Raw genomic sequence first — 25771 nt, 5'->3', positions numbered from 1 at the left:
AGCGTGCTCTACCGGCGGCGCTTCACCATTCTCGGCTGTTCGTCGTCACCCGGCGTGCCGCGCATTACCGGCGACTGGGGCGCCTGCAGTCCCGCCAATCCGAAGAACCGGCGCACGCGCGCCGCCTTCATGGTGCAGCAATTCGTGCCGGATGGCGGTGTCACCACTGTCGTTATCGATACCGGACCGGATTTTCGCGAGCAGATGATCAGGGCAGGGGCCGACCATGTCGATGCCGTGCTCTACAGCCATCCGCATGCGGATCATATTCATGGCATCGACGATCTGCGCGGCTATTTTCACAATACGCGCCGGCGGGTGCCGATCTTTGCCGACCAATATACGATGGACAGGCTGCGCGAAGCCTTCGGCTATTGCCTGGAAACGCCGCCGGGCAGCAACTATCCGCCGATCGTGCTGCCGGTAGTCATCGAAAACCTCGACGAACCCGTCGAAATCCGCGGCCCCGGCGGCAAGATACGATTTCATCCGCATCTTCAGCAGCACGGCGACATCCACTCGCTCGGCTTTCGGATCGGCGATGTGGCCTATTGCAGCGATATCAGCGACTTCCCGCCGCAGACCGTCGACAAGCTTCAAAATCTCGATGTGCTGATCATCGACGCGCTGCAATATACCTACCATCCGAGCCATTTGTCGCTGGAACAGTCGCTCGACTGGATCGGCCGGCTGAAACCGAAACGGGCGATCCTCACGCATATGCACACGCCGCTCGATTACGACGTTGTGATGGCTGAGACGCCGGACCATGTGGTCCCGGCCTATGATCAGATGAGCTTCGAAACCGAGGTCAGGATCGGGGCTTGAACTCCGCCCCATAGCATGATGCCGAAACCTGTGTGGTTGCGGACGACATCATGCTCTCGGTCTTTCATGTAGAACAAGGTTCAGTTTTTAGGCCGATTGGGGCCTAAAATCATCCTGTTCCGGCGCCACTACATGTAGGGCATAACCTCGACGGCGCCGCGATAGATCATGTCGAGCGAAACATAGAGGATGATCAGCAAGCCGACATAGGCGATCCAGCGATGGTTGTTGAGCAACCGGGCGATCAGATTGGCGGCGATGCCCATCAGTGCGATCGACAGGGCAAGACCGATGATCAGCACGCTCGGATGTTCGCGCGCCGCACCGGCGACGGCGAGCACGTTGTCGAGCGACATGGAAACATCGGCGATGACGATCTGGGTCGCCGCCTGGAAGAAGGTCTTTTTCGGCGCGCCTTCGGCGCCCGCTGCGTCATGGTTGTCGCCATGACCGGCGCGAATTTCGCGCCACATTTTCCAGCAGACCCAGAGAAGCAGAAGTCCGCCGGCCAAGAGCAGGCCGACGATCGCCAAGAGATAGACAGCAACACTGGCAAAGAGAATACGCAGGACGGTCGCGGCCGCTATGCCGACGATGATCGCCTTTCGGCGCTGCGTGGCCTCAAGCCCGGCAGCGGCGAGACCGATAACCACGGCGTTGTCGCCGGCAAGAACGAGGTCGATAGCAATGACCTGCAGCAAAGCCGTCAGACCGGCTGCCGTAAAGATGTCCATATGAAATATCCCCAATGCGTCAAAAGCCGTGCTAGCGTCTCGACGGTTTGACGTCAACCGCTAGAGCGCCTTGAATTGCGGCGGCGCGGGAAAACGATCCTCGATGCCAAATCGTTCCTCAATTTAATATCGGTGAGCCGCCATTGTGGGGGCGGGCGGTGCGACTGAAGCCTCCATCGCCTGCCCACGCATTGGCTTGGAACATTCCATTCGCCCACCTGTTTTTCTGATCAGGAAACCAGCCGCCGGATCGGCGGCGTGGGTCTATGCATCGAGAGGAGATTTCCCGTGAGCAGCATTTACCACGATACCAATCCAGCCTTCTCCGGCCCGACAGGAGGCAGCAGTCTCACCGCATTTTTCGACAGCCGATCGGAAGCCGAATCCGCCGTCTCCCGTCTCGAAGACGCGGGCGTGCCGGTTGCGAGAATAAGGTTGATGCCAGGCTATGAGGCCGACGAAAAAACCGCCGGTGCGATGAGCGACGACCGCGGCGACTTCTTCGACGCGCTGGCCGACTTCTTCTTTCCCGACGAGGATCGTGCTGTTTACGCAGAGGGGTTGCGGCGGGGCGGCTTCCTCGTTCAGGTCAACGATATCGATGACGCGCTCTACGAGACCGTCCACGATATACTGGACGACGAGGGCAGCATAGACATGGACGAGCGGGCGGACCTCTGGTCGCTGGAAGACAGGCAACAAGGCGCGTCCAATACCGGTTTTGCCGGCCAACCCTCCGGCGGCAAAGCATCGGAAGACCTCGCCGTGTCAGAGAATGCATTCGACGATACGCGCCCCGTAGCGACGCGCGACACCGTGCATGGAAGCGCCAAGGTGCGTGCCTACACCTATAGCCCCACCACGCCATCGGACGATGCCAACGGCCAATCGCAGAGCCAGTCGCAAGGCGGATCCCAGCAGAGCCAGGGTTTCCGGCGCGACCACTGATCCTCTGACCTGCACTGGAAGGCGCGGCCCCGATGCCGGGCCTTCATCTCATCCCGCTTGTTTATTCGAGGATATGTCCATGCAATCATCCATCAATCGCGACGGGCGCCTTCCCGACCCCGATGAACTGATCGCCGAAGGTGAACCGCCTTTTGCCGATGCCGCCGTTGTAAGCACGCGTGAAAAAGTCGACGAAGATCTGAGCGGCCTGCAGCAGGAGCTCAGGCTGCTGAAGGCTCGGATAGGCATGCTGCGCGAGGACGCGGAGGCGGCGCTGAAGGCAAAGGCCACATCGGTCGATGCAAACGCCCATGTCCAACTTGGCAGCTATCCCTGGGCGAAGCTTGCCGCAGCGATCTGCGCAACCTTCATTGTAGCCAGGCTGGTTCGAAATGTGCCGCTGGGGGTCATGCTTGCCGGCTTTCCCGGTCATCTCTCCGAGGCGAGATGGCGTTGACCGGCGAGCTTTGAATCGCTGCACAAGAGCAGGCGCATCGACCTCGATGCGTCGAAGGAAATCAATGAAGCGGCGCGATGCCGGAAGGTATCGGCGTGGCAAGCTCTTTCAGAATCGCCTCAAGCGCGTCGGCCGTCGCCTGCAGCCCGGATGACTTCGCAATTTTGAACGCCGCGCTGCAATGCGCAGACAATTCGTCTTGCTGGCTTTGATCATTCGTCCGAAAGACGATGCCCGCATAGTGCGATGGATTTCCGGCGGCATCCCTGAAGCAGCGGCCGAAGGCGGCAACGGCTACGATTTGTCCGCTTCGATCAAATACCCGATAGTCATGGCGGTAGGGATCTCCTGTCACCACCGAGTCTGAAATCGCCTTGGCCACGGATGGTTTGTCGTCCGGATGAATCCTGTCGAGGTATTTTATGATCGGCAGCCCCGCGATGGTCTGCTCCGGATCAAGCCCAAAGAGGTTTGCCAGCGCCGAATCCGCGTAAACCGTGTCGGTCGCCAAGTCCCACGTGAAGATGCCAGGCTCTTCGGCAAGGTCCATTCCGTATCCCCAGTCTGACCTGCCGGTTGACCATGTCACGCGGCTGGTGCCAGTCAATCTTAGCCTCCTTTCGATCGGGCGCAATATCGACTTTTCTAATCTTGCTCGTGCAAGGGCCCGAGACCGCCATACTAGCTCGCAACACGCCTCGTGCTCGTGCGCACCAAAGGAAGCCGGGGACGGCGATAGACGCTTTGAGCCGCCGTTCGCTCGAAGTAGTGTTTCGAAAAACGCCATTCAGTTCGGGGGACACAATGGATTTTTTGAACGTCGCGGCGATCGTATTCTTCCTGCTCGTCTGGGTGGCACTCGAGCCTTTGATGGCAATGGGGTGGCCGCGGCGAAACGACAGTCTTTCCGTCGATATGGTGCGCATTCGCGCGGCCTGGATGCGGGAGGTGCTGACCCGAGACAATAACTTCATCGGCGACGCGGCAATCCTCGGGCACACGATCAATTCGGCATCCTTCTTCGGATCGGCCAACCTCATCGTCATCGTCGGGCTCAGCGGTGCGCTGTTCATGGAGCCGAATTATGGATCGGGCGGCGGGCTGATCGCGCTGTTTGCGGCGCAGGATCCCGCCTGGTTCTTCCAGTGCAAGGTGCTCCTGATCATGGCGACCCTGTTGCGCGGCCTGTCCGATTTCATATGGGCGGTCCGGCAGATCAACTATTGCCTTGCGGCGATCGGGGCAAGCCCGTCGCGCGATGAAGATCGGGACATCGTCAGCTGGACAAACGCGCTCACTCTGGTCTTGAACCCGGCTCTTCGCTCGTTCAGCGTCGGCGTCCGATCCTACTATTTCACCGTCGCTGCCGCCTTCTGGTTCATCGGGCCGATCCCCTTCATTGTTGCAACCATCCTCAGCGTCGGCGTTTTGATCTGGCGTCAATCCTGGTCGGATGCTGCAAAGGGGATCATGGCCATACGCAGGCTGCTGGATTAGGATTGCCTGCGGTTCAGGGCAACGTGATAGTCTGCTGGCCGACGATGAGCAGAAGCGATATCTTATGGGCGGGGGCCAATGGATCGTCTCGAAGCGATGCGCATATTGCTGGCCGTTGTCGACGCCGGAAGCATCTCGGCCGGCAGCAGGCGGCTGAACGCGCCCTTGCCCAGCGTCAGCCGCAAGGTGGCCGAGCTTGAACGCCATCTCGGCGCAAACCTCGTCGTCCGCACCAGCCGCAATCTTCAGCTCACCGATGCCGGCCGCGACTATGTCGACGCCGCCCGAAAGATCATAGCGGATATCGATGAGGCGGAGCGAAGGGCGTCGGGCGAATACCAGACGCCCAGAGGCGCGCTCACGATCACGATGCCGATCGAATATGGGAGCCGGTATGTGCTGCCCGTCGCGCTGAGCTTCATGGACAAATATCCGGAGGTGTCGCTGCAGCTTCTGTCGCTCGACCGCACGGTCGATCTCGTGTCCGAGCAGGTGGATATCGCCATTCGTCTCGGCGACCTCGCCGACAGTTCCCTCCATGCCGTCAAAACCGGCGAATTCCGCCTGCTGACCTGCGCGAGCCCTGCCTATCTCGCGCGGCATGGCGAACCTCAGCGCCCAGGCGATCTCATCGATCGCGACGGGATCTTCTTCAACAAGCCGGCATTCTTCTGGACATTCGACGTTGAGGGAAAGCCGATGGAGGCGATGCCCCGCAACCGGCTGGAAGTGAATACCGCGGCGAACTGCGTCGCAGCCGCCGTCGGCGGAGCAGGGATCGCGCGGCTCTTCGACTACCAGGTTCCAGACCAGCTGGCGTCCGGCGCGCTGGTGCCCATCCTGCGGGATTTCGATGGAGCACCACAGCCGATTCATATCGTTTACGCCCGCCAGGGGATTCTGGCGCTGAAGGTACGCGCTTTTGTCGATTGGGCTTTGCCCCGGTTGCGTGCGCCATCAAAAATCTTTGATAATCCAATTTTATCCGAATGATGTACGGATTTCTTCAACCGTATGTTTCGCATTTTGAAGATGGGGAAAGTGGCCGATACCCGGCAGGATATCGATTTCCACATCGATCCTGGCGGCAAATTCGATGCCCATTTCCTTGTTGATGTAGAAGTCCTGTTCGCCCCAGACGAGCTTGACCGGCGTCTTCAACCGGTCGAGATTGGCCTCGAGGACGTTCTGGTCGCGCGTGAAATTCGCATAGTAATGGGCAAAGGCGTCCGCTGACGTCATTCCACCGAAGCTCCACGAATGGACCATGTCCCGCTGAACGTCGGTCGGCAGATCGAATTGTTCCGCGGGCGACAGACCGCGCCTGTGCACGTTCTGAAGGATCTCGTCGCTTGTCTTGTTCATATAGGCTCGGGTCGGCGAGGCCGTCGGCTCAGCTTTGAGATTCTGCAGGTTCTCCCACATGTATTGCGGCCGGTCGAACGGCGCGAAGTCTCCGACGATGATCCGCCTGGCGATCGCCGGCTCATCGAGAGCCAGCAGCAGAACGGGGAGGGCGGCAATATCGGTCGCATAGATCACGAGGTTCGAATGGTCGATTCCTGCCGTCTCGATGTAGGACTTCAACACCGCCGCGTAGTCCTGGGGCGCATAGGAAAACCGCTGCAAGATCGGGCGCGACGACTGTCCATAGCCCGGCCAATCAAAGGCGTGAACGTCGTAGTCGCGGGCAAGCGTGCTCGCAATGTCCTTCCAGACCATCATCGTTTCCGGAAACCCATGCAGGAAAAGCACGGTGCCTTTTGGCGCCGGCGCGCGAACTATCATCCTCCTCAGCGTGAGCATCTCGTCGACCTTGATGAAATCAACGTCACCGTGCTGGATTTCGGCGGAGGCGAAGATTTTTCCGACGGGGAGGGATGGAATAGCTGCGAACGATGCAGCCCTATTTCCGGTTTTGTCTTCAGACATGTGAGTTCCTTTCCTGAACGACAGGTCCATAAGTAGCCACGCCGTCACCGCGCAGTAGCCGGAAAAATTGAGAGGTAGCCTCTTGATCGTGGTCGCTGTCACGGCGCTGGCCGACCGAGAGGCTGCCTCTCAGTTTCCCCGGGTACCGGTCCTGCGTCGCGCCACCCAAGTAACCACCAGCAGCCGATTTGAGACAGCTCGCGGGGGATGGCAGAGCGCGGCGGCGACAACATAAGGAAGAGCTGATATGACTGACATCACATTGAACCCTATGCGGTCACCAATGGCACCCCTTGCCGAACCTGTCCGTTGACTGTCGATGTCATGAAAGGACACACGTCATGGCACTGCTGACCTCTTTGAACCACAGGCTTCTATCGCGACGCGCGCTGCTGTCAGCGGGTGCCACGGCCGGCTTATCCGCCGTTCTGCTTCCGCTGGCGCCGGAAGCCGCCGACGCTATAGGCACCGCAGCCGGGGAAATCCGACCATTCAGGGCCGACATCCCCGAGGCAGCGCTTAAGGATCTCAGGCGGCGACTTGCCGCAACCCGATGGCCCGACGGCGAAACCGTCACGGATCGTTCGCAGGGTGTTGAGCCCGACAGGCTGAAGGAGCTGGTGGGCTACTGGCAGTCATCCTACGACTGGCGCAAGGCAGAGAGCCGGCTGAATGCCTTTCCGCAATTTCTCACCAATATCGACGGTGTGGACATCCATTTCATCCATGTTCGTTCCCGTCATGAAAACGCGCTGCCGCTGATCATGACCCATGGCTGGCCAGGGTCGGTGTTCGAACTGCTCGATGTCATCGGGCCGCTCACGGACCCGACGGCGCATGGTGGTACGGCGGAGGACGCCTTCCACTTGGTGATCCCGTCGATTCCGGGATTCGGCTTCTCCGGGAAGCCGTCGACCACGGGTTGGAACCCGCAGCGGATAGCAGCTGCCTGGGACGTGCTGATGAAACGGCTCGACTATATCAGCTATGTCGCGCAAGGCGGCGACTGGGGCGCCATCATCAGCGACGCCCTGGGTCGCCAGGCACCCGATGGGCTGCTCGCCATCCATGTCAACAGGATCGAGCGGGCCACGACGTTCCCATCGGATGCAGCCCAGGCTCTTAAAAACGGAGGGCCGGCTCCCGACAATCTGTCTGCGGACGAGAAGGTCGTCTTCGACGAGGCGCGGAACTTCCTCAACAACGGCTTCGGCTATGCCGCGATCATGAGCACACGTCCGGAGACGGTCGGTTACGGCATTGCGGATTCGCCAGTTGGCCTCGCCGCCTGGCTTTACGACAAGATCGCCGACTGGGTGTTCACTCGAGGCGATCCGGAACAGGCGCTTGGCAAGGATGCGATCCTCGACAATATCACGCTGTACTGGCTGACGAACACCGGCCCCGCGAGTGGCCGCATCTATTTCGAAAACGCCATGGCGGGCGCAAAGCTCACGGAGGTCAAAGTGCCGGTCGCCGTCACCATATTCCCCGGAGAGGTCTACAAACCGCCGAAGCACTGGTTGTCGAAGGCCTATCCGAAGCTGGTCTACTATAACCGCGCACCCAAGGGCGGCCACTTCGCGGCCTGGGAAGAGCCGGAACTCTTCAGTCAGGAAGTCAGGGCAGGGTTCAAAACGGTACGATCATGAGCAACCGCTGATAGCTGAGCGGCAGGTTTCAGGGGCAGGGGCAGGGCGAGCTTTGCGTCCGCCAGACAGGTCGTCGATTGACGTCGATTACGCAACGCTTCACAACGTCCGAAGTTGCTAGAAACGACGCCAGCTTCGCGGGGACCAGGGCTATATGCGCATCAACGACGACCGTCATTTTTTCGGCAGAGTGTCCACACTCCTGACGGTGGTATTTGCGACGCTTCTGTTCGCGAGCGTAACCGCCGCCTTAGCGGCCGAACCGACCAATTCCTCGGGACCGATCCGGGTTATCATCGAATTGCCCAACGATGATGCCGGACGCGCGCTGGTCAATCGGATCGTTCCCGGCAATCAGGAACCGGCGCAGCCGGCAGCGGCCCCGCAAGAGGCGGCACCGCCGTCGATTGCCACCGCATTGCAGGATTTGCGCCAGAGGTTGCTCACGCTCGTCGATGCCGTTCCAACGCTTCCGGGACAGGTTCAAACGGCGATCCGGGTCTTCCAAACGGATGATCGCATCGATGCTGTCGGACTGATCCTGGCGGTGACACTCTTCATTGCAGGCGGATTCGCTGCCCAGCGCCTTGCCTGGTGGTCCGGGCGAGGGCTGCTTCATTTTGTGCTGACCGCGCCTGCCGACACTGTGCGGCAACGGATCAAGCTCCATGCGGCCCGGCTTTCAATGGGCCTTCTCGCGCTGGTCGGCTACCTCATCGGCAGCCTCGGCGCCTTTATCCTCTTTCCTTGGCCTGCCGTGTTTCGCGATATCGCGCTCATTCTGCTGTCAGCGGCGCTGATGGTGCGCCTTGGCGTGCTTGTCGGCCGCATCGTGATTGCGCCCGGCGCCCGTCTGCCGCATATGCGGCTTCTGACGCTTGTCACCTCGCTTGCCTGGTTCTGGTACTACTGGCTTCTCGCAATCGTCGCCGTGCTGGCAGTTGGCTGGGCGATCATCGAAGTGTTCCAGACCATCGGGGCTTCGCCCATCCTGGTCGATCTTTTTACCGCGGCGTGGCTCGGTGTGGTTTCAATCACGCTGATTGCCATGATTTGGCTGCGGCATTTTCGTTCCGACGGGCCGCCGGTGAACCGGCTGGTCTGCGTCGGCTTCAGCGCGAGCATCGTATTATCGTGGCTGTTATGGGTGTCCGGGCTGCGTGGAGTATTCTGGACGTTGATCGTCTTGACGCTTCTGCCGCTTACCGTTTCCGTGGCGCGTGATGTCATCGGTCGCATTGTTCGATCCGGCGGCGAGCACGCCGTTGAAGATCCGGCTATCGTCGGATGGTCGGTCGTCATCATGCAAACGCTTCGTAACGGCCTGATCGTGGTCGCCGCGCTGCTGATTGCCCGCGCTTGGAATGTCAATCTCAGTGACCTTGCCGCTGCCGAAACGGTGACCACCCGTTTGATCCGCGCAGGCATCCGCATCGTTATCGTGCTGCTGGTGACCGACGTCATCTGGAAGCTCGCAAGCACGCTGATCGACAGTCAGATGGCGGTGGCGTCGCGAAGTGCGGAGGCGGGGCATCTTGACGGACCCGAAGCGCGCCGGCGCCAGCGGTTGAATACCCTGCTTCCGATCCTTCGCAACGTGCTGTTTCTGGCGATCGGCGCTGTCGGCTTCCTGATGATCCTGGATGCCGTCGGCATTCAGATCGGACCGTTGCTGGCCGGCGCCGGCGTCGTCGGCATCGCCGTCGGCTTCGGCGCACAAACACTCGTCAAGGATATCATCTCCGGCGTCTTCTATCTGTTCGACGATGCCTTTCGCATCGGTGAGTATATTCAGGCGGCAAAATACAAAGGGACGGTCGAAGGTTTCTCGCTGCGATCGATCCGCCTGCGACACCACCGCGGTCCGGTCACCATCGTTCCTTTCGGCGAACTCGGCGCGGTGCAGAACCTGAGCCGCGACTGGGTGATCGACATTATTACGCTGACCCTGAACTATGACAGCGACCTTGAGGAGGTCCGCAAGACCATCAAGCGCATCGGCGTCGACTTGCTGGACGATCCCGAACTCGGGCCCAACATCATCGAGCCCTTGAAAATGCAAGGGATCGAGCAGATGGCCGATTACGGTGTGCAGATCCGGCTGAAGTTCATGGCCAAACCCGGCGAACAATTCGGCGTTCGCCGAAAGGCACTCGCCATGCTCAAGAAGACATTCGCGGAAAAAGGAATCCAGTTTGCAACTCCGACGGTTCATGTTTCCAGCGGGACGGCCGATGCAGCAGCTTCCGCCGCCGCTACGGAGCTACAAAGACCGGCAAAAGGGATCCCAACACTTCAGGACTAGCTGCCTCGAGCACGGCGCGAGCTCGGTGAGAGTGGCCGGCAAATGATCGACCACTCTATGCCATTGTAATCAAATGGCATTCTTATGTTCCATAATCTGTCTTATGCGATTTTTTGTTGTAGGAGCTATTTAGTAATGCGACAGTTGGGCCAGTTAGAGATGCGACAGTCTCGCCTTTCGACGTGCTGGTCAATGCCAACGTTGGGAGCAAGGATGACGACTTTCAGCCTGGTCGAGACCATGAGCGGTCGGAGTCGTCATGTCCTTTATGATCACCATGTCGCAGAAAGAATTGCATCGCCTCGAAGTTGTTCAGAAGATCCGTGATCGACGCCTGAGCGTCGTCCAGGCGACTGAGGTGCTCGATCTCAGCCGAAGTCAGGTTCATAGGCTGCTGCAGGCTTATGATCGTTCCGGTGAAGCCGGTCTTGTTTCGAAGAAGCGATCACGGCCGAGCAATCGGCGCCACAGCGAGGATTTTCGCAATGCGGCGCTGGATCTGATCCGCGAACGCTATCCGGATTTCGGTCCGACGTTAGCACGCGAGAAACTGATCGAACTGCATCAGATTTCGGTCGCCAAGGAGACGTTACGCCAATGGATGACCGAGGCCGGCATCTGGATCTCGCGACGCGAACGCAAGAAGCGGATTTTTCAGCCGCGCGGCCGGCGGGATTGTCTCGGCGAGCTCGTCCAGATCGACGGTTCGCATCACTGGTGGTTTGAGAACCGCGGTCCCAAATGCGCCCTGCTCGTCTACATCGATGATGCTACCGGCAAGCTCTTGCATCTGCGGTTCGCCGGATCGGAGAACACCTTCGACTACCTGCATGCGACGAAGGCCTATCTGCAGCAATGGGGCAAACCTCTGGCATTCTATAGCGACAAGCACGGTGTCTTCCGCCCGGTCCATGCATCGGAGAAAGACCGGACGAGCGGCCTGACGCAGTTCGGTCGTGCCCTTTATGAGCTCAACATCGATATCATCTGCGCCAACACCCCGCAGGCCAAAGGTCGCGTGGAACGCGCCAATCAGACGCTGCAGGATCGATTGGTCAAGGAACTGCGGCTGCGCGGCATCGACACGATCGAGGCTGCAAACCTCTATGCACCGGCGTTCATTGCGGATTTCAATGCTCGTTTCGGCAAGCCGCCGCGCAATCCGAAGGACATGCATCGGCCGCTGGCCGCACATGAGAACCTCGATGCCGCCATGTGCCGGAAGGAGGTCCGCACGCTGTCGCAGTCCCTGACGCTACGCTACGACAAGGTCCTGTTCATCCTCGATCCGACGGAACAGGCCAAGGCGCTGGCGGGTAAGAAGGTCGTCGTCTGCGACTATCCGGATGGTCGCCTCGAGATCATGCACGAGAGTTTTGCCCTGCCCTACAGAACCTTCGATAAGTTGCGATCGATACATAGACCCGAAGTCGTCGACAACAAGCGTTTGGACGACATGCTTTCGATCGTCGCTGAGCTGCAGGCTGGACGTGAACTGCAGCGCAGTAAGAGCGGCCCGCGCCGCACCGGTCAGACGGATCATATGTTTGGGATACCGGATGGTAGCCAGGGCAACGGTTATCAAAAGCGTGGTCGCAAGCCCGGCCCGCGGACGGACTTCATGAACGATCCGGAAGTCATTGCCAAACGGCAGAAGGCGCTGGCGCGGATGGAGGCTGCCGAATGAATGGTGTCGCCATAGTCTCAAAGCTAAAGCCGAAGGGTGCCTCTCACCCGCCCCCTCCCTACCCTTGCAACCCGGACCAGCCGGTTCGGTCGGGGGCTGATCGCCAGTGCCAGTGTCGCGTTTCTAACTGGCTGACGACGTCGCGCCTCTAATCAGCTTTGACATTTGTTGTAGCCGCAAAGTTAGAATGTCCTGTTTCTGCAAAGTTGGAATGTCACACTCCCCGCGTTTTCGATTACGTGGGAGATGAGATGACAAGCCAGCTGGCTGGCAATCCCTGAGAACAAAGCTGGAGGCAAGCCTGCCAGACCTGTAGAATGTTTAGCCCCGTCGCGCAGATCGCGCAGCGATCCGAGTCAGCACACGGGACGACGAATTCGCGCAACTCTCGCTGCATCATTCAAGGTTCCGCAGTCATTTCTGCGTGCTCCGCCGGGTATCACTCGTTCACTAGGTCGTTCAGCGACCAGCGACGGCAATGTCGGCATGCAATTCGATTTTGGAAGCACGGCGCGGTCCCGTTCAAACGCTGGAGCATAAAGCGGATAACCATCCACCAGGATCATGACAATAGAAACTTCGGAAGCTGAAGCCGACGGAGGCACCCTCACCCCGATCTGCCCAAGCAATCAGCACCAGCCAGTCAGATCGTGCTAGGTCATCGCGCAGTGTGGCAGACCAATGTCCCAACCAAAACAATGACTTGGAGATTTCTAAATATCTTAACGCGATACAGGATCGGCTTTTCTCGCAGGCTGGCCGGTTTAGCGTTGCCTTAAAGAAACTGTGCAAGGATGCACTGTGTCCATCCGCGCCGGCAACCTGATGAAGTTTCGAAGAAATCCAAAGATAGTACGTGGCCTCGCTGCCTCCGCAGCCAGCCACGCAACCGCATTTGCTCCGGCACTATTTGCGGCAATTATTGCAGTCATTGTCGTCTGGGTCGCAACGAACTGGCGGCTGGAGCGATCGCTGGCCGAGGAACGTTCGATTGTTGCGGGCGAGCTTGCCACAATATCATCTCGGCTTCAGACGAACCTCAATAGCAATGTGAAGCTGCTGCAAGGGCTGGCGGCTGGCATCGCAGTCGACCCGGCAATGGGCCAAGACGGATTTTCCAAGCTTGCCGCGCAGATCCTGCAGCCTGATTCACAATTGCGCAGTTTCGCTGCGGCGCCCGACATGGTGGTCCAGTGGGTTTACCCGGAAAAAGGAAACGAAAAGGCCATTGGGCTCGACTACCGAAAGAATGATAAGCAACGGGCTGCGGCGATGCTGGCGCGCAACACCCACAATATCGTTCTGACAGGGCCGGTGGAACTCGTCCAAGGCGGAACCGCTTTCGTCGTCAGGTGTCCGATTTATATGAATGACGGAAAGAGCCAGATCTTTTGGGGTCTGCTCTCCGGAATTGTAGACATTCCAAGGCTTTATGGCGATAGCGGCCTTGGATCGACCGAACTAGAGGTTGCCATCAGCACGGTGCCGGAGCCAAATTCGCCGAAACAGGTTTTTCTCGGAAATCTGGAAACTTTTTCGAAGCAGCCGGTCGTGACATCGGTTGACATGGCTTATGGCCGATGGACTTTCGGTGCGGTGCCCAAGAACGGATGGGGCCAAAATAACGGGATCGGCATTTTTGAGTTTTATGCAAGCCTGTTGGCCCTCTGTGTCGTTGCGCCAATCATTTGGATCGGCTTCCTGACCAAATCACGCCAAAGAACGATCGAGAAGCTTCGCCTTCACAAGAAGAAGCTCGTTCGAGCGCGGCAACGGCTGGAATATCTGTCGTTGCACGACGCCCTGACGGGGCTGGCGAACCGACGGTTCGTCGACCAGATGATCTCGCAACCACGGAGACCCGATGGCGAAGACTGTCTGATCCTCATTCATATCGACCTCGACCGATTTAAAGAGATCAACGATACCAAAGGGCATGCCGGCGGTGACATGGTCCTGCAAACAACCTCTTCGCGCCTCGCCGATTTGACCGGCCCAACCGACGTCGCGGCTCGGATCGGCGGGGACGAGTTCATCTTCGCCAGATGGAGCGCCAATCCCGAGCCTGAAGCAGCCGAATTGGCCAAACAGATCGTCGACGCGCTCCAGCAACCCATTCTTATCGACGGGGCGGAGTATGTGGTCGGAGCAAGCGTCGGCGTTGCCTGGGAGACTGAACCTGCCTCCGGGCGGGATCTCGGTCAGTTGCTTCTCAATGCCGATTTGGCTCTATACGAAGCGAAGAAGGCGGGCCGCGGCCGCGCGGCCATTTTCACCGAAGAGCTTCGCAGCGCCGCAATCCATTCAAAAGAATTGGCAGATGAGTTCAACCAGGCGCTCGACCGCGATGAGCTCGTTGCATTCTTCCAGCCGCAATTCCATGCAGATACGTTGGCTATATCAGGCGTCGAGGCCCTCGCCCGCTGGGATCACCCGCGAAAAGGTCTGCTCGGCCCGAACAATTTTCTCGACGCAGCGGAAAGGCTGGGGCGTAGCGGCGACATGGATAGGCTGATCCTGCACAAGGCCCTGTTCGAGCTGACGAGATGGGACAGCCTGGGAATGCAGATCCCGCGTGTCTCCGTCAATATATCGGCGCGCCGACTGGCGCAGGCAAATCTGCTCGCCGAACTGTCCGGGCTTCCCGCAGCGAGGGGTCGCCTCTGTTTCGAGCTGCTCGAGACAATTTCCTTCGACGAGCTTCAGCCTGCCCTCAACGAGGTCATTCCGGCAATCAAAGCGCTCGGCATTGAAATCGAGATCGACGATTTCGGCACGGAACATGCCAGCATCATCAGTCTGCTTCGATTTGAGCCGCGACGACTTAAGATCGACCGCGAAATTATCAAGCCGATCATAGCCTCGCCATCACAACGCCGCCTGGTTTCCTCGATTATCGAAATCGGCCGGTCACAGAATATCGACATTGTCGCCGAGGGCGTGGAGACAATGGAGCACGCGAAGATCCTGAAAGATCTCGGTTGCCATTTGCTGCAAGGCTACGCTCTGGCGCGGCCAATGACGTCGGAGCAGTTGATCGAATTTTGCCGCACGAAGGACAAAGGACTGACGCAGGCAGGCTGATGCGATGATGGGCTTGCGAAGCTTCGATCTCATCCCGCCGCAAGCCGCAACGGTGGCGAGGGAATCCTCGTCCGTGCTCACCCTCGTCTCGATGGCTGCCCTTGGCCTGTCGGTGAACATGCGGACAGACTTTGCCTCCGGCGGGCGCGTGCTGCTGGCCGGGCTGCTGTCGATGCTGGCGCTGGCGTTTATGAGCGCCATCGGCCTGATGATCCTTCACGCCAACTGAAATCCTGCTTGCGGGCCTCACGCAGGAGGTTCATGCTTGTCTTCTGTTTTGAGGCGTCGGTTGCGGCCGGGATAGCCGTCGCATATCTGGCCTTTCGTGGGACGCGTGCGATGGAGTGCGCCGGCTGCGGTTTCGATATTCAGAGTGGTTTTGCCTTCTGCCCGCGATGCGGCGCCAGGCAGCCCCTCTCTTGTGCCGCCTGCGGCTGCGCCTGTCAGCCGGATTTTGCCTTCTGCCCGAGATGCGGCGCGGCGATCTCAGGCCAAGTCCCGCCTGCGCCGAAGCCAAGCATCGAGGTGGTGCCGCATAAATCAGACAGCGATGCCGACCGGCGGCCGGTCACGGTGCTCTTTGCCGATCTCTGCGGCTTCACTACGCTGAGCGAGCAGATCGACCCTGAAGTCATGCGGGTGCTGCAGAACGAATTGTTCGAAGAGATGACCCAGGCGGTCGAGGCTTATGGCGGCTTCGTCGACAAGTTCGTCGGCGATGCGCTGCTGGCGCTGTTCGGCGCGCCGGTTGCCCATGAAGACGACCCGGTCCGGGCGCTCGGTGCCGCACTCGACATGATCCGTCGGGCGACTGACGTCGGCGACCGCTGGCGCTCACGCGCCGGCGTACCGCTGCGTCTGCATATCGGCATCAATAGCGGACCCGTCGTCACCGGCGGCTTCGGCGCGGTCAGCACCAAATCCTATTCGGTGACCGGCGACACGGTGAACACCGCCCAGCGGCTGCAATCGATGGCCGGCGAAAACGATATCCTCGTCGGGCCGCTGACCTATCGCCTCACCCGCCATGCCTTTGCCTTCGACAGTCTCGGCGCGCAGACGCTGCGCGGCAAAAGCGGAAATGTCCTCGTCCATCGGTTGGCGGGGCTGCTGGAAGCGCCGCATACGGCCCGCGGGCTCGAAAGTTTCGGCCTTCAGGCGCCGATGATCGGACGCGATGGCGAGTTGTCGCGGCTGCTGACCTGCCTCGATCTCGCCTGCGGCGGTGCGGCGCAACTCGTCCGCCTGATCGGCGAAGCCGGTATCGGCAAATCCCGGCTGGTCAACGAATTCGTCGGCACCGCCGGCGATGCGGACCGTTTCCCTGGCCTTGCCATCCGCAAAGCCACCTGCTCTCCCCTCGGCGAACAATCCTATGGCACGCTCGCCGCGGTCGTGCGCAGCGCTTACGGCATCGGCGAGCGGGATGATCTCGCCAAAACACGGCAGCTGCTGACAACCGGATTCCGCGCTCTCGATCTCACCCAAGAGGATGTCGAGGGGCTTCTGCCGCTCTTTCTGCATGTCCTGGGCCTCGGCGATCCCGACGGGGCATTGCGGCACATCGAGCCGGAACAGCTGCGGCGACAAATCTTCTATGCCGTGCGTACCGTCTTCGAGCGGCGGCTGGCGCAAGGCCCTCTGCTGCTCGTCATCGAGGATCTGCACTGGGCGGACGTTGCCTCGCTGGAAGTGCTCCGCTTCATGATGGATCGGCTGGAGCGCAGCCGGCTGATGCTGCTGGCGATCTACCGGCCGACATCGCAGACAGACCCACTGAACTCCGATCGCGTCAATGTCACCGTGCAACGTCTCGACCCGCTCTTTGCAGCCGATGGGCAGAAGCTGCTTGCTGCCTTTTTTGGCGAGAGCCATAGCAAGCTGCCGGTTGCCATGCGCAAGCGCATCCTGGATCGCGCCGGCGGCAATCCGCTTTTCATCGAAGAAATCCTGCGCGGATTGATCGACATGGGCACGCTGCACCATGACGGTCATCGCTGGCATGTCGCAGCCGACGACACCGATGTCGATATCCCGGTCAATCTGCAGGCGCTGCTGCTTGCCCGCGTCGATCGCCTGCCGCAAGAGATGAGACGCTTGGCGCAGGAGGCGGCGGTCGTCGGCCCAAAGTTCGATACCGCCCTGCTCCGCACCGTCGCATCCGACCCGGCCGGCGTCGACGCGGCGCTGGATTTTCTCTGCGATGCCAATATCATCGAGGAATTGCGCGGCCCGGATGCCGCCGGGTCACCTGGCTATCGCTTCAGCCAGACGCTGATGCATGACGTCATCTACCATAATCTGCTGCTGCAGCGACGCATGGAGCTGCATGGCAGGATCGGCCGGGTTCTGGAGCGCCAATATGGCGAGGCGCCCGACCGGGCCGAGCATCTGACGCAGCTCGGCCACCACTTCAGCCTGACCACCGAGAAGGCCAAGGGCGCCGGCTACCTGATGGCGGCGGGCGATCTGGCCCGCAAGACCTACGCCAATGACGATGCCATGCGGCTCTACCATCAGGCCCTTGCCGCCTTCGCCAACGAGCCGGAGGTGTCGCCGGAGCAGTTGGCGCTGATGGAGCGTCTTGGCGATCTCTGCGGCCCCGCCGGCCGGCGCGATGCTGCCTTGACCCATTATCAGCGGGCGCTTGCGATCCACCGCACCAAGGACGATCGGATCGCCGCAGCACGGATCCTGCGAAAGACCGGCCGTCTGCATCTCGACGCTGGGCGCCGCGACCAGGCGGAGACCCATTGCGCTGCGGCCGAAGCGTTGATCGCGACGATCGATGCGCCGGTCGAACATGCGCACCTGCTTCAGGAGCGCGGCCATCTGGCCTTCCGCATGGGCGATCAGGCCGCTGCCGCCGAATGGGCGACGCAGGCGCTGCAACGCCTGCAAACGCTGCCGGTCGACGGAACGACCGAGGCCGGACGGGAGGCAGCGCGGGCGATGGCGGAAGCGTTGAATACCAAGGGTGCGGCGCTGGCGCGGCTCGGGCGCCGCCGCGATGCGGTGCAGGAAGTCGAGCGCAGCCTATCGGTCGCTGAAAAGGCCGATCTGCAAAGTGCGGCGTGCCGCGCCTATTCCAATCTCGGTGTTCTCTACACCATCGTCGATCCGGCCAACGCCATCAGGATCTGCCGGCGCGGACTGGAGGTCGCCACCCGTATCGGCGATCTCGGCTTCCAGGCGCGGCTTCTTGCCAATCTCGCGGTTTCCTGCTGCACCTTTACCGATCGCTGCGCGGCCGAGGGTGTTCCGGCGGCGGAGAAGGCCGTCGAAATCGATCGGGCGCTCGATCAGCGCGACCACCTCTCCGTGCCGCTGATCGTCCTCGGGCAGATTCATCAATGCCACGGGCAGCCGAAGCTAGCTCGTAAGTATTACGAGGAAGCCCTTGAGGTCGCAAAGGAAATTGACGAGCCGCAACTGCTCTTTCCGTGCTATGATGGCTTGGCGACACTGAGCCTCGAACATGACGATATGGACGAGGCGGAACGGTATTTCACGCTGGCGCAGGATGTGTGCATCCGCCACAACCTCGATCCAGGCACACTCGTCGTTTTGCCGTTTCTCGACTGACCTTCCTCCCGGTGTGATTTCTGGAGAGCGGTTAGTCCAATCAAGTCAAATAGATAAAGGGAGGAATTAATCATGCAGGAGAACCACTCGGAAAGACCATTACAGCCTGGAGATCGCGCGCCGAACGTGGTGCTGGATGCGATTACCCGCCAGGGCAAGATCGCCATCGATGATTTTCGCGGCCAGAAACCGGTGCTTGTCGGGCTGTTTCGCGGACTGCATTGCCCCTTCTGCCGCCGGCAAATCGCCGCCATGGCCGAACTCACCGGTGCATTGCAGGAAAAGGGCATCGACAGCCTGACTGTCGTGAATACCCCGATCGAGCGGGCCCGCCTCTATTTCCGCTACCACCCGCTTCCCAACCTGCTGGCTGCCTCCGACCCGGAACGGATGTCGCACAGGGCGTTCGGCCTGCCGAATGTCCAGTTCACCGAAGACGAGAATGACTGGCCGCATAAGCTCAGCATGAGCACGGTGACATCGATGCGTATCGACATGCCGGGTGAGCTCCCGGAGCCGATGGATGTGATGGCGGCGGTGGACTATCTCGACAAGGCGGATGGCTACGAATTCACCGAGGACGACACGCAGATGATTGCGACCGGCCATGGCCAGCTCGTCGGCGAATTCCTGCTCGACCGAGATGGCGTCGTGCGCTGGTGTTTCACTGAAGTCGAGGACGGTGGCCGTCATATGTTCGGTGGTCCCGCCCCTCGGGAAGTGATGTCGGCAGCGTCGAATATGGCTGTTTGAAGCGAGTAATCTTTCGTTCGGGATTGCTCCTCGGCGTCTATATCGGGCGCGAGGCCAGCCAGTCGTGGAAGGCCGCAACCTCGTATCGACGCAACGCCTTTGGCGCTGCGACGATGTAATATGCCCACTTCACAGGCCAACGGACATCCGGCAACAGATGGACCAGCCTGCCGCTGTCGAGTTCCTGTGCCACGAGCGCCTTGCGCACGAGGGCGACGCCCCTCGCCGCGACGGCAGCCTGGATCACTGCCGCCGTGGAATTAATCTTCAGCCCGCGTTCCGCCGGAACCTGGTTTGCGCCGGATTTGGCCAGCCATTCCGCCCACGTCGGAAAGTCGCCGCCCGGATGCGGCGTGCCGTCATGGATCAGCGTCTGTTCGACGATCCAGCCGGCGGTCACCTCCCGATCCACCGGCTGGAGCCTGTTGTGGCAAACCGCGATAATTTCCTCGTCCATGAGGAATGTCGATTTCACGCCCTTCCAGGCGCCAAGACCGCAGCGTATGCCGATATCAGCCTCGCCCTGGGCCAGATCGATGACCCTGTCGGAAACGTCAAGCCGGACATCGATTGTCGGGTAGTTCGTCGAGAAGTCGTCCAATCTTGCCAGCAGCCAGTTGGCAACCAGTGCCTGGGACGCCGTGACCACCACGACCGACCGGGCTTTCCTGCCGCGAAGCTTCCGCAGCCCGGTCTCGAGACGATCGAGCCCTTCAGCGATATCATCAAGCGCGTCCTGCACCTCGTCGACAGGCGTCAGCCTTTCGGCGCCGGAGCGGCTTCTTCTGAACAGCGGATAGCCGACCCAATCCTCCAGCGAACGGACGAGCTGCCCGACGGCAGGAGGCGTGACATCCAGCTCGGCTGCCGCTCCGACAAAGCTGCCATGTCTCGCGGAGGCCTCCAGCGCCTGAAGGGACTTCAATCTGGTCAGGTCTCTCATCTCACTCACGACAAAGATTTTCTTTCTTTGCGGTATGCCCGCTTTTCCTGGCCAATGCAATCTTGCGCGTTACCCTGGAGGCAAGACAAAGAGGTTTGCGAAGATGTTTCAGGGAAAGACGGCGTTGATCACCGGCGGCTCGCGCGGGATCGGTCTCGCGGCTGCAAGGCAATTGCGCGATGGCGGTGCGCGGGTGGCCATTGCCGGCCGATCGCAGGAGAAGCTCGACAACGCCGTGGATAATTTGGGCGGTGGTATCGTTGCGATCCGTGCCGACATGTCCTCGCTTGATGATCTGAATCGCATGCGAGAAGAGCTTCAGCATGCGTTCGGGTCGCTGGACATTCTCTTCGCAAATGCCGGTGTGGCGCTCGGTACGCCGCTCGCAACCACGGAGGAAGAAACCTACGACACGATCATGGATGCGAATGTGAAAGGTGTCTTCTTCACGGTGCGGGCTGTGCTGCCGCTGATGCGCGAGGGCGGCTCGATCATTCTCAATACCTCCTGGCTGAACCAGGTCGGCACGCCGGGACGGGCGGTCCTTTCCGCTTCCAAGGTGGCCGTTCGCTCCTTCGCGCGGACGATGTCGGCCGAACTGATCGACCGCAAGATCCGGGTGAATGCCGTCAGCCCCGGCTCGATCGAGACACCTATTCACCGCGGAAAGAACCAGACCGAGGAAGAGTTTCGCGCCTATGCGGAGCGGGTCGGCGCACAGGTGCCGATCGGGCGCATGGGCAGGCCGGAGGAGATCGCAGCCGCCGTCTGCTTCCTTGCCAGCGACGCGTCGAGCTATATGCTCGGTGCGGAGATTGTCGTCGACGGCGGCAGATCGGAGCTTTGACCATGTTGCTCAACGACAACCTCTCTGAGCGCGCCCTCGTGCATGCCGGCCGGCTCGAATGGATGCCGAGCCCCACGAAAGGCGTGGATCGGCGGATGCTGTTCCGCATCGGCGGCGAAAAGGCCCGCGCCACCTCGATCGTGCGTTATGCGGCCGGCAGCCGGTTCCCGCATCACGAACATCCAGGCGGCGAAGAGTTTCTCGTTCTGGACGGCATCTTTCAGGACGAGAGCGGCGATTTCCCCACCGGCAGCTACGTTCGAAATCCTCCCGGAACCGGACATGCGCCGGGAAGCGAGAACGGGTGCGTGATCTTCGTCAAGCTCTGGCAGTTCAAGCAAGGCGACCGGGAACGGATCGTCCGCCTGCCCGGTCAAGGTCGAAGCGGCGAGCTTGGCGGTGCGGTAACGTCGTCGACAACCCTCTTCGATGGAGCAGACGAGCGTGTGAGGCTCGAGGACTGGCAGGCACACGCCGACATCGAGCTCGCCAATCCCCAAGGACTTGAGCTGCTGGTGATCGACGGTCCCTGACTGAGGCCGGCGACACACTTGAACGCTGGAGCTGGCTGCGCCTTCCCCGGGGGCAAATATTCCGCGCGCGGGTCGGAGATCACGGCGCAAAGGTCTGGTACAAGTCGGCCCCTCTGCTTCACAACGACGTCTGTAGCTTCGACCAGGTCGACGATAAAGGGCACGCGAGATGAAGGCATGCAGAGTAGCCGTCGTTGGTGCCGGCCTCGCCGGCCTTTATGCGGCCCGCGCGCTCCATGCTTCGGGTATCGATGTGATCGTTCTCGAAGCGCGGGATCGGCTGGGCGGCCGCATTCTGACGGCCGATGAAACCGGCATGCCGGCGGAAGACGGCTTCGACCTCGGCCCATCCTGGTACTGGCCGCAGATGCAGGCGGCGATGGAGACGCTGATCGGCGAACTCGGCCTGCATTCCTTCGCGCAAAACAGCGAGGGCAACGTGATCATCGAAAGGATGTCCAGGGAGACGCCGCAGCGCTATCAGCCCACAATGGTGGAGCAGCAGTCGATGCGGCTTTCCGGCGGCATGGCATCGGCAGTGCGCGTATTGGCGCGCGACATTCCCGCCGACCGTATCCTCCGCAATGCGACGGTGACCGCGATGTCGCTGTCCGGCACCGGGGTTCAACTCACCGTCGAGAGAGGCAAGGGAAGCCGCGACATCATCCAGGCAGAGCAGGTTGTCGCCGCCCTCCCGCCGCGGCTGCTGGAAGCGACCGTAAGTTTCAGCCCGCAACAGGATCCGGCAACCGCTGCCCGGTGGCGCGACACTGCCACATGGATGGCTCCGCACGCGAAGTTCTTTGCCGTCTACGACGAAGCATTCTGGCGAACAGCCGGCTTATCGGGCACCGCGCAGAGCATGGTCGGACCGCTGGTGGAAATCCATGACGCGACGACCGCCTCGGGCAAGGCCGCCCTCTTCGGCTTCCCGGGTGTCGGCGCCGATCAGCGGGCTGCGCTCGGCGAGGAAATGTTGAAACAAGCCTGCCTGGCACAGCTCGCCAAATTGTTCGGCTCCGCGGCTCTTAAGCCTCGGGCGGTTCTGTTGAAGGACTGGGCAGCCGATCCGCTGACAGCCACCGCCGCCGATCGTGTGGGTGGTGCGCATCCGCTGCCGGGAAACTCGCAATGGGTGTCTGGCCTGTGGAAGGACCGCCTCATCCTGGCGGGAAGCGAGACAAGTCCTTCCGAACCTGGTTATCTCGCCGGCGCAGTCGTCGCTGCCGGTCGCGCGGTCGCCGACATTCTGTCGAAGATGGATTCCAGATGAACCTCATGCATCAGGCCTCGGCCGACCCGGTAGCCGCAAAACGCAACTCCTGGGTGCTCACCGTTGCGCAGGCCTTCGGGGGCGCCAATGCTCCAATCATCGTCTCGCTCGGCGGCCTGGTCGGGCAGCATCTGTCGACCGATCCGGATCTCGTCACGCTTCCCGTCAGCCTGCTCAGCCTTGGGCTGGCACTCGGGACTCTGCCTGCCGCCTGGGTGATGCGTCGGTTCGGACGCAAGCCCGGATATCTGCTGGGCTCGGTGATCGGCATGGTTTCGGGGCTGATCGCGGCGCTCGGGATCGTGCTCTCCAGCTTCCTGGTCTTCTGTCTCGGCACCTGCCTCGCCGGTTTCTATTCCTCCTATGTGCAGAGCTACCGCTTCGCCGCGACCGACAACGCCACCGCGGCGCAGAGCCACAAGGCGATCGCCCGCGTCATGGTCGGCGGCCTGATCGCCGCGATCATTGGCCCGCAGCTCGTCATCTGGACGCGCGACGCTTTGCCGGGGACACCCTTCGCCGGGAGCTTCCTCAGCCAGGCCGTTCTCGCCGCCCTGGCGTTTCCGGTGCTGCTCATGCTTCGCACATCGACGCCGCCGACCGCTCACGCGTCGGAAAGCGCCCTGGAGCGGCCCCTTGCCCAGATCCTGACATCGCCGCGCTATCTCCTCGCCATCGCAACCGGTGTCGTGTCCTACGGCCTGATGACCTTCGTGATGACCGCGTCGCCGATCGCCATGGTCGGACATGGTCACTCGATCGACCAGGCGGCATTGGGCATCCAATGGCATATTCTCGCCATGTATGCGCCGAGCTTCGTCACCGGCCGCCTGATGGTGCGTTTCGGCAAGGAACGGGTCGCGGCCGTCGGTCTGCTCCTCATCGGCTGCTCGGCGGCCGTCGCGCTCTCCGGCTTCGACATCTCCCATTTCTGGCTCTCGCTGGTTCTGCTCGGGATCGGTTGGAACTTCGGCTTCATCGGAGCAACCGCCATGGTGGCCGACTGCCATACGCCGGCCGAACGCAGCAAGGTACAGGGGGCAAACGACTTTGTGGTCTTCGGTACGGTCGCCTGCGCGTCCTTCTCCGCCGGGTCGCTTCTCCACAGCTCCGGCTGGGAAACGATCAACTGGATCGTGCTTCCGGCAGTCGCCCTGGTGCTGGTTCCCTTGGTCTGGCGGGCGGCGCGGCCCGGCGATCACTCGGGAAGTCCGGCCTTGCGGTAGCCATCGACGAAATGCTCGAGCGTGCGAGCGTCGCGGAATGGCTCGGTCGCCGCCCAGTGGCCAATGGAGAAATGCGGGTTGGCGACGAGGAAGAGATCGGTCTCGGCGCGTGCCTCGTCGAGCCGGCCGAGCTGGGCAAGGCTTGCCGCGAGGAAACGGCGTGAGCTTGTGCGATAGGTCTCGTCGCGGCGCAGCGTCTCGACGGCGGCCGCATATTGCCCGGCCGCATATTGCGCCTGGCCGAGCGTCAGATAGTACCAGCTTGCCGGAAACGGGTTCAGCCGGAACGCTTTGCGAATATGCTCGAGCCCCTCGCCGACCCGACCGGCAAGGACGGTGATGTCCGATAGCGCCGCAAAAGTATCGGCCTCATTCGGGTCGAGCTCGATCGCCTTGGCGAATGCCGCATCCGCTTCGGCGAAGTCGCGCTCATAGGCAAACAGGTAAGCCAGGACCCAACGGCAGCCGGCATCGTTGGGATCGAGCGTGACGGCCCTGCGTGCCAGTTCTAAAGCGAGGTTACGGTTGAATTCCGTCGGCCCGCCGCTATGGATCCATCCCATCCAGTGGTTCATGGCAAGCCAGCGATAGGCCTCGGCATAATCAGGGTCGAGGGAGACGGCTCGCGTCAGCATCAGATGCGCTTCCTCAGCCGTCTGCGGAGAATCATCCATCAGCCTGCGCGCCCGCACACAAAGATCATAAGCCTCGAGGCTGCTTGGCCGGTTGCGCGGCGGTGGTGCACGCAGCCGCCCGAGCAGCGCCTCGACGATCCTCTCCGTCACCTCGTCCTGAACGGCAAAGATATCGTCGAGGCTGCGATCGAAGCGTTCGGCCCACAGGTGATCGCCGCTGATGGCGTCGATCAGCTTGGCATTGATGCGGACCCGTCCTGCGGCGCGTCGGGCACTGCCTTCGAGCAGGTAGCGCACGCCGAGTTCCCCAGCGATGTCTCGCATGTCAACCGCCTTTCCCTTGTAGGAAAAAGCCGAGTTGCGGGCGATAACGAACAGGCCCGGCATCCTGGAAAGGTCGGTAGTCAGGTCTTCGGTCAGCCCATCGGCGAAGAACTCCTGCTCGGGGTCATCGCTGATATTGACGAAGGGCAGGACAGCAATGGATGGCCTGTCGGGCAGCGGCAAAGCCTTTCGCTTGACGCCGCCGGGCTGATCTAGGGCCCCGGTAAAGCGGTAGCCGACGCGCGGAACCGTGGCAATCCACTCGCCGCCGTCAGCAGCCGGGCCAAGCAGCTTTCGCAGCTGTGCGATCTGGACGGTGAGGTTGCCCTCCTCCACCGCTCTGCCCGGCCAGGCCGCATCCATCAACTCGGCTTTGCCGAGAATTTCGCCGGGCCGCCCGACGAGCGCCGCAAGCAGCTTCACCCCGCGGTCGACGACGGCCACGGGATCGTCATTCCGAAGGAGCGTTCCCGCAGCCGGATCAAGCACGAACGGACCAAAAGCAAAACGCGATGCCTGCATAGACGC

20 protein-coding genes and 1 pseudogene are annotated in these 25771 nt (G+C 61.1%); 16 read left to right on the top strand and 5 right to left on the bottom strand.

Annotated features, from left to right (window positions below):
- Positions 1–3 precede the first annotated feature (3 nt).
- Positions 4–828 (top strand): MBL fold metallo-hydrolase, encoded by an 825-nt coding sequence (locus CO657_RS09015; RefSeq protein ID WP_054183116.1) that lies wholly within the window; start codon positions 4–6, stop codon positions 826–828.
- A gap of 128 nt (positions 829–956) precedes the next feature.
- Here CO657_RS09015 and CO657_RS09010 read toward each other — a convergent pair whose 3' ends face one another.
- Positions 957–1562: a TerC family protein gene (locus tag CO657_RS09010; RefSeq protein WP_012557708.1), complete on the bottom strand. Its 606-nt coding sequence runs from the start codon at positions 1560–1562 to the stop codon at positions 957–959.
- Between the two features lie 288 nt (positions 1563–1850).
- Here CO657_RS09010 and CO657_RS09005 point away from each other — a divergent pair, with 288 nt between their 5' ends.
- Positions 1851–2510, top strand: coding sequence for a hypothetical protein (locus tag CO657_RS09005; RefSeq protein WP_054183117.1), 660 nt, complete (start codon positions 1851–1853; stop codon positions 2508–2510).
- 79 nt (positions 2511–2589) lie between these two features.
- Positions 2590–2967, top strand: a complete 378-nt coding sequence (locus CO657_RS09000; RefSeq protein WP_054183118.1) for a hypothetical protein — start codon at positions 2590–2592, stop codon at positions 2965–2967.
- A gap of 61 nt (positions 2968–3028) precedes the next feature.
- Here the strand turns inward: CO657_RS09000 and CO657_RS08995 are convergent, their stop codons facing one another.
- Positions 3029–3517, bottom strand: a complete 489-nt coding sequence (locus CO657_RS08995) for a PAS domain-containing protein (protein ID WP_012557706.1) — start codon at positions 3515–3517, stop codon at positions 3029–3031.
- A gap of 254 nt (positions 3518–3771) precedes the next feature.
- Here CO657_RS08995 and CO657_RS08990 point away from each other — a divergent pair, with 254 nt between their 5' ends.
- Positions 3772–4464, top strand: coding sequence for a DUF599 domain-containing protein (locus CO657_RS08990; RefSeq protein ID WP_003586416.1), 693 nt, complete (start codon positions 3772–3774; stop codon positions 4462–4464).
- A gap of 78 nt (positions 4465–4542) precedes the next feature.
- Positions 4543–5457, top strand: coding sequence for a LysR family transcriptional regulator (locus CO657_RS08985; protein WP_054183119.1), 915 nt, complete (start codon positions 4543–4545; stop codon positions 5455–5457).
- Here CO657_RS08985 and CO657_RS08980 read toward each other — a convergent pair.
- Positions 5446–6396, bottom strand: coding sequence for an alpha/beta fold hydrolase (locus CO657_RS08980; RefSeq protein WP_054183120.1), 951 nt, complete (start codon positions 6394–6396; stop codon positions 5446–5448). The genes CO657_RS08985 and CO657_RS08980 overlap by 12 nt on opposite strands.
- A 341-nt stretch (positions 6397–6737) precedes the next feature.
- On the opposite strand from CO657_RS08980, the gene CO657_RS08975 reads away from it, so the two are divergent.
- The 7 genes from CO657_RS08975 (at position 6738) to CO657_RS08940 (ending at position 19462) form a co-directional block, all read left to right on the top strand.
- Positions 6738–8048, top strand: a complete 1311-nt coding sequence (locus tag CO657_RS08975; RefSeq protein ID WP_054183121.1) for an epoxide hydrolase family protein — start codon at positions 6738–6740, stop codon at positions 8046–8048.
- A 154-nt stretch (positions 8049–8202) separates the two neighbouring features.
- On the top strand, positions 8203–10353 hold the full coding sequence (locus tag CO657_RS08970; RefSeq protein WP_054183122.1) for a mechanosensitive ion channel domain-containing protein: 2151 nt from the start codon (positions 8203–8205) through the stop codon (positions 10351–10353).
- A 259-nt stretch (positions 10354–10612) separates the two neighbouring features.
- Positions 10613–12040, top strand: a complete 1428-nt coding sequence (locus tag CO657_RS08960; protein ID WP_054186386.1) for an ISNCY family transposase — start codon at positions 10613–10615, stop codon at positions 12038–12040.
- 825 nt (positions 12041–12865) lie between these two features.
- A complete protein-coding gene (locus tag CO657_RS08955) occupies positions 12866–15124 on the top strand; it encodes a bifunctional diguanylate cyclase/phosphodiesterase (protein WP_054185324.1) in 2259 nt (752 codons plus the stop codon).
- 4 nt (positions 15125–15128) lie between these two features.
- Positions 15129–15353, top strand: a complete 225-nt coding sequence (locus CO657_RS08950) for a YeiH family protein (protein WP_037073077.1) — start codon at positions 15129–15131, stop codon at positions 15351–15353.
- Positions 15354–15463: 110 nt separating this feature from the next.
- Positions 15464–18709, top strand: coding sequence for an adenylate/guanylate cyclase domain-containing protein (locus CO657_RS08945; protein ID WP_054185323.1), 3246 nt, complete (start codon positions 15464–15466; stop codon positions 18707–18709).
- A 72-nt stretch (positions 18710–18781) separates the two neighbouring features.
- Complete coding sequence (locus CO657_RS08940) at positions 18782–19462, top strand: peroxiredoxin-like family protein (RefSeq protein WP_003586427.1); 681 nt, start codon at positions 18782–18784, stop codon at positions 19460–19462.
- Between the two features lie 37 nt (positions 19463–19499).
- Here the strand turns inward: CO657_RS08940 and CO657_RS08935 are convergent, their stop codons facing one another.
- Positions 19500–20405 (bottom strand): LysR substrate-binding domain-containing protein, encoded by a 906-nt coding sequence (locus CO657_RS08935; RefSeq protein ID WP_054185320.1) that lies wholly within the window; start codon positions 20403–20405, stop codon positions 19500–19502.
- A 103-nt stretch (positions 20406–20508) separates the two neighbouring features.
- On the opposite strand from CO657_RS08935, the gene CO657_RS08930 reads away from it, so the two are divergent.
- From CO657_RS08930 to CO657_RS08915, 4 genes and pseudogenes are all read left to right on the top strand, one after another.
- The gene (locus CO657_RS08930; RefSeq protein ID WP_054185319.1) at positions 20509–21252 is read left to right on the top strand and encodes an SDR family oxidoreductase; all 744 of its coding nucleotides are present in this window, start codon (positions 20509–20511) and stop codon (positions 21250–21252) included.
- A gap of 2 nt (positions 21253–21254) precedes the next feature.
- A pseudogene (locus CO657_RS08925) lies at positions 21255–21958 on the top strand (cupin domain-containing protein).
- Positions 21955–23058, top strand: coding sequence for a flavin monoamine oxidase family protein (locus CO657_RS08920; protein WP_054185318.1), 1104 nt, complete (start codon positions 21955–21957; stop codon positions 23056–23058). Before CO657_RS08925 ends, CO657_RS08920 begins: the two are co-directional and overlap by 4 nt.
- The gene (locus CO657_RS08915; protein WP_054185317.1) at positions 23055–24284 is read left to right on the top strand and encodes an MFS transporter; all 1230 of its coding nucleotides are present in this window, start codon (positions 23055–23057) and stop codon (positions 24282–24284) included. Before CO657_RS08920 ends, CO657_RS08915 begins: the two co-directional genes overlap by 4 nt.
- Here CO657_RS08915 and CO657_RS08910 read toward each other — a convergent pair.
- Entirely contained in the window at positions 24257–25765 is a 1509-nt protein-coding gene (locus CO657_RS08910) for a winged helix-turn-helix domain-containing tetratricopeptide repeat protein (RefSeq protein ID WP_054185316.1), read from the bottom strand. The genes CO657_RS08915 and CO657_RS08910 overlap by 28 nt on opposite strands.
- Positions 25766–25771: the final 6 nt, after the last annotated feature.

Origin of the sequence: Rhizobium acidisoli, from assembly GCF_002531755.2 — a bacterium.
GTDB classification, from domain to species: domain Bacteria; phylum Pseudomonadota; class Alphaproteobacteria; order Rhizobiales; family Rhizobiaceae; genus Rhizobium; species Rhizobium acidisoli.
This window is presented reverse-complemented; position numbering and strand designations above follow the sequence as displayed.

Bases quoted from the DNA above. Each gene is read 5' to 3' on its own strand.
- CO657_RS09010 (WP_012557708.1), bottom strand. From the start codon at position 1,562: ATGGACATCTTTACGGCAGCCGGTCTGACGGCTTTGCTGCAGGTCATT.
- CO657_RS09000 (WP_054183118.1), top strand. From the start codon at position 2,590: ATGCAATCATCCATCAATCGCGACGGGCGCCTTCCCGACCCCGATGAA.
- CO657_RS08995 (WP_012557706.1), bottom strand. From the start codon at position 3,517: ATGGACCTTGCCGAAGAGCCTGGCATCTTCACGTGGGACTTGGCGACC.
- CO657_RS08990 (WP_003586416.1), top strand. From the start codon at position 3,772: ATGGATTTTTTGAACGTCGCGGCGATCGTATTCTTCCTGCTCGTCTGG.
- CO657_RS08985 (WP_054183119.1), top strand. From the start codon at position 4,543: ATGGATCGTCTCGAAGCGATGCGCATATTGCTGGCCGTTGTCGACGCC.
- CO657_RS08980 (WP_054183120.1), bottom strand. From the start codon at position 6,396: ATGTCTGAAGACAAAACCGGAAATAGGGCTGCATCGTTCGCAGCTATT.
- CO657_RS08975 (WP_054183121.1), top strand. From the start codon at position 6,738: ATGGCACTGCTGACCTCTTTGAACCACAGGCTTCTATCGCGACGCGCG.
- CO657_RS08970 (WP_054183122.1), top strand. From the start codon at position 8,203: ATGCGCATCAACGACGACCGTCATTTTTTCGGCAGAGTGTCCACACTC.
- CO657_RS08960 (WP_054186386.1), top strand. From the start codon at position 10,613: ATGTCCTTTATGATCACCATGTCGCAGAAAGAATTGCATCGCCTCGAA.
- CO657_RS08955 (WP_054185324.1), top strand. From the start codon at position 12,866: ATGAAGTTTCGAAGAAATCCAAAGATAGTACGTGGCCTCGCTGCCTCC.
- CO657_RS08950 (WP_037073077.1), top strand. From the start codon at position 15,129: ATGATGGGCTTGCGAAGCTTCGATCTCATCCCGCCGCAAGCCGCAACG.
- CO657_RS08945 (WP_054185323.1), top strand. From the start codon at position 15,464: ATGGAGTGCGCCGGCTGCGGTTTCGATATTCAGAGTGGTTTTGCCTTC.
- CO657_RS08940 (WP_003586427.1), top strand. From the start codon at position 18,782: ATGCAGGAGAACCACTCGGAAAGACCATTACAGCCTGGAGATCGCGCG.
- CO657_RS08935 (WP_054185320.1), bottom strand. From the start codon at position 20,405: ATGAGAGACCTGACCAGATTGAAGTCCCTTCAGGCGCTGGAGGCCTCC.
- CO657_RS08930 (WP_054185319.1), top strand. From the start codon at position 20,509: ATGTTTCAGGGAAAGACGGCGTTGATCACCGGCGGCTCGCGCGGGATC.
- CO657_RS08920 (WP_054185318.1), top strand. From the start codon at position 21,955: ATGAAGGCATGCAGAGTAGCCGTCGTTGGTGCCGGCCTCGCCGGCCTT.
- CO657_RS08915 (WP_054185317.1), top strand. From the start codon at position 23,055: ATGAACCTCATGCATCAGGCCTCGGCCGACCCGGTAGCCGCAAAACGC.
- CO657_RS08910 (WP_054185316.1), bottom strand. From the start codon at position 25,765: ATGCAGGCATCGCGTTTTGCTTTTGGTCCGTTCGTGCTTGATCCGGCT.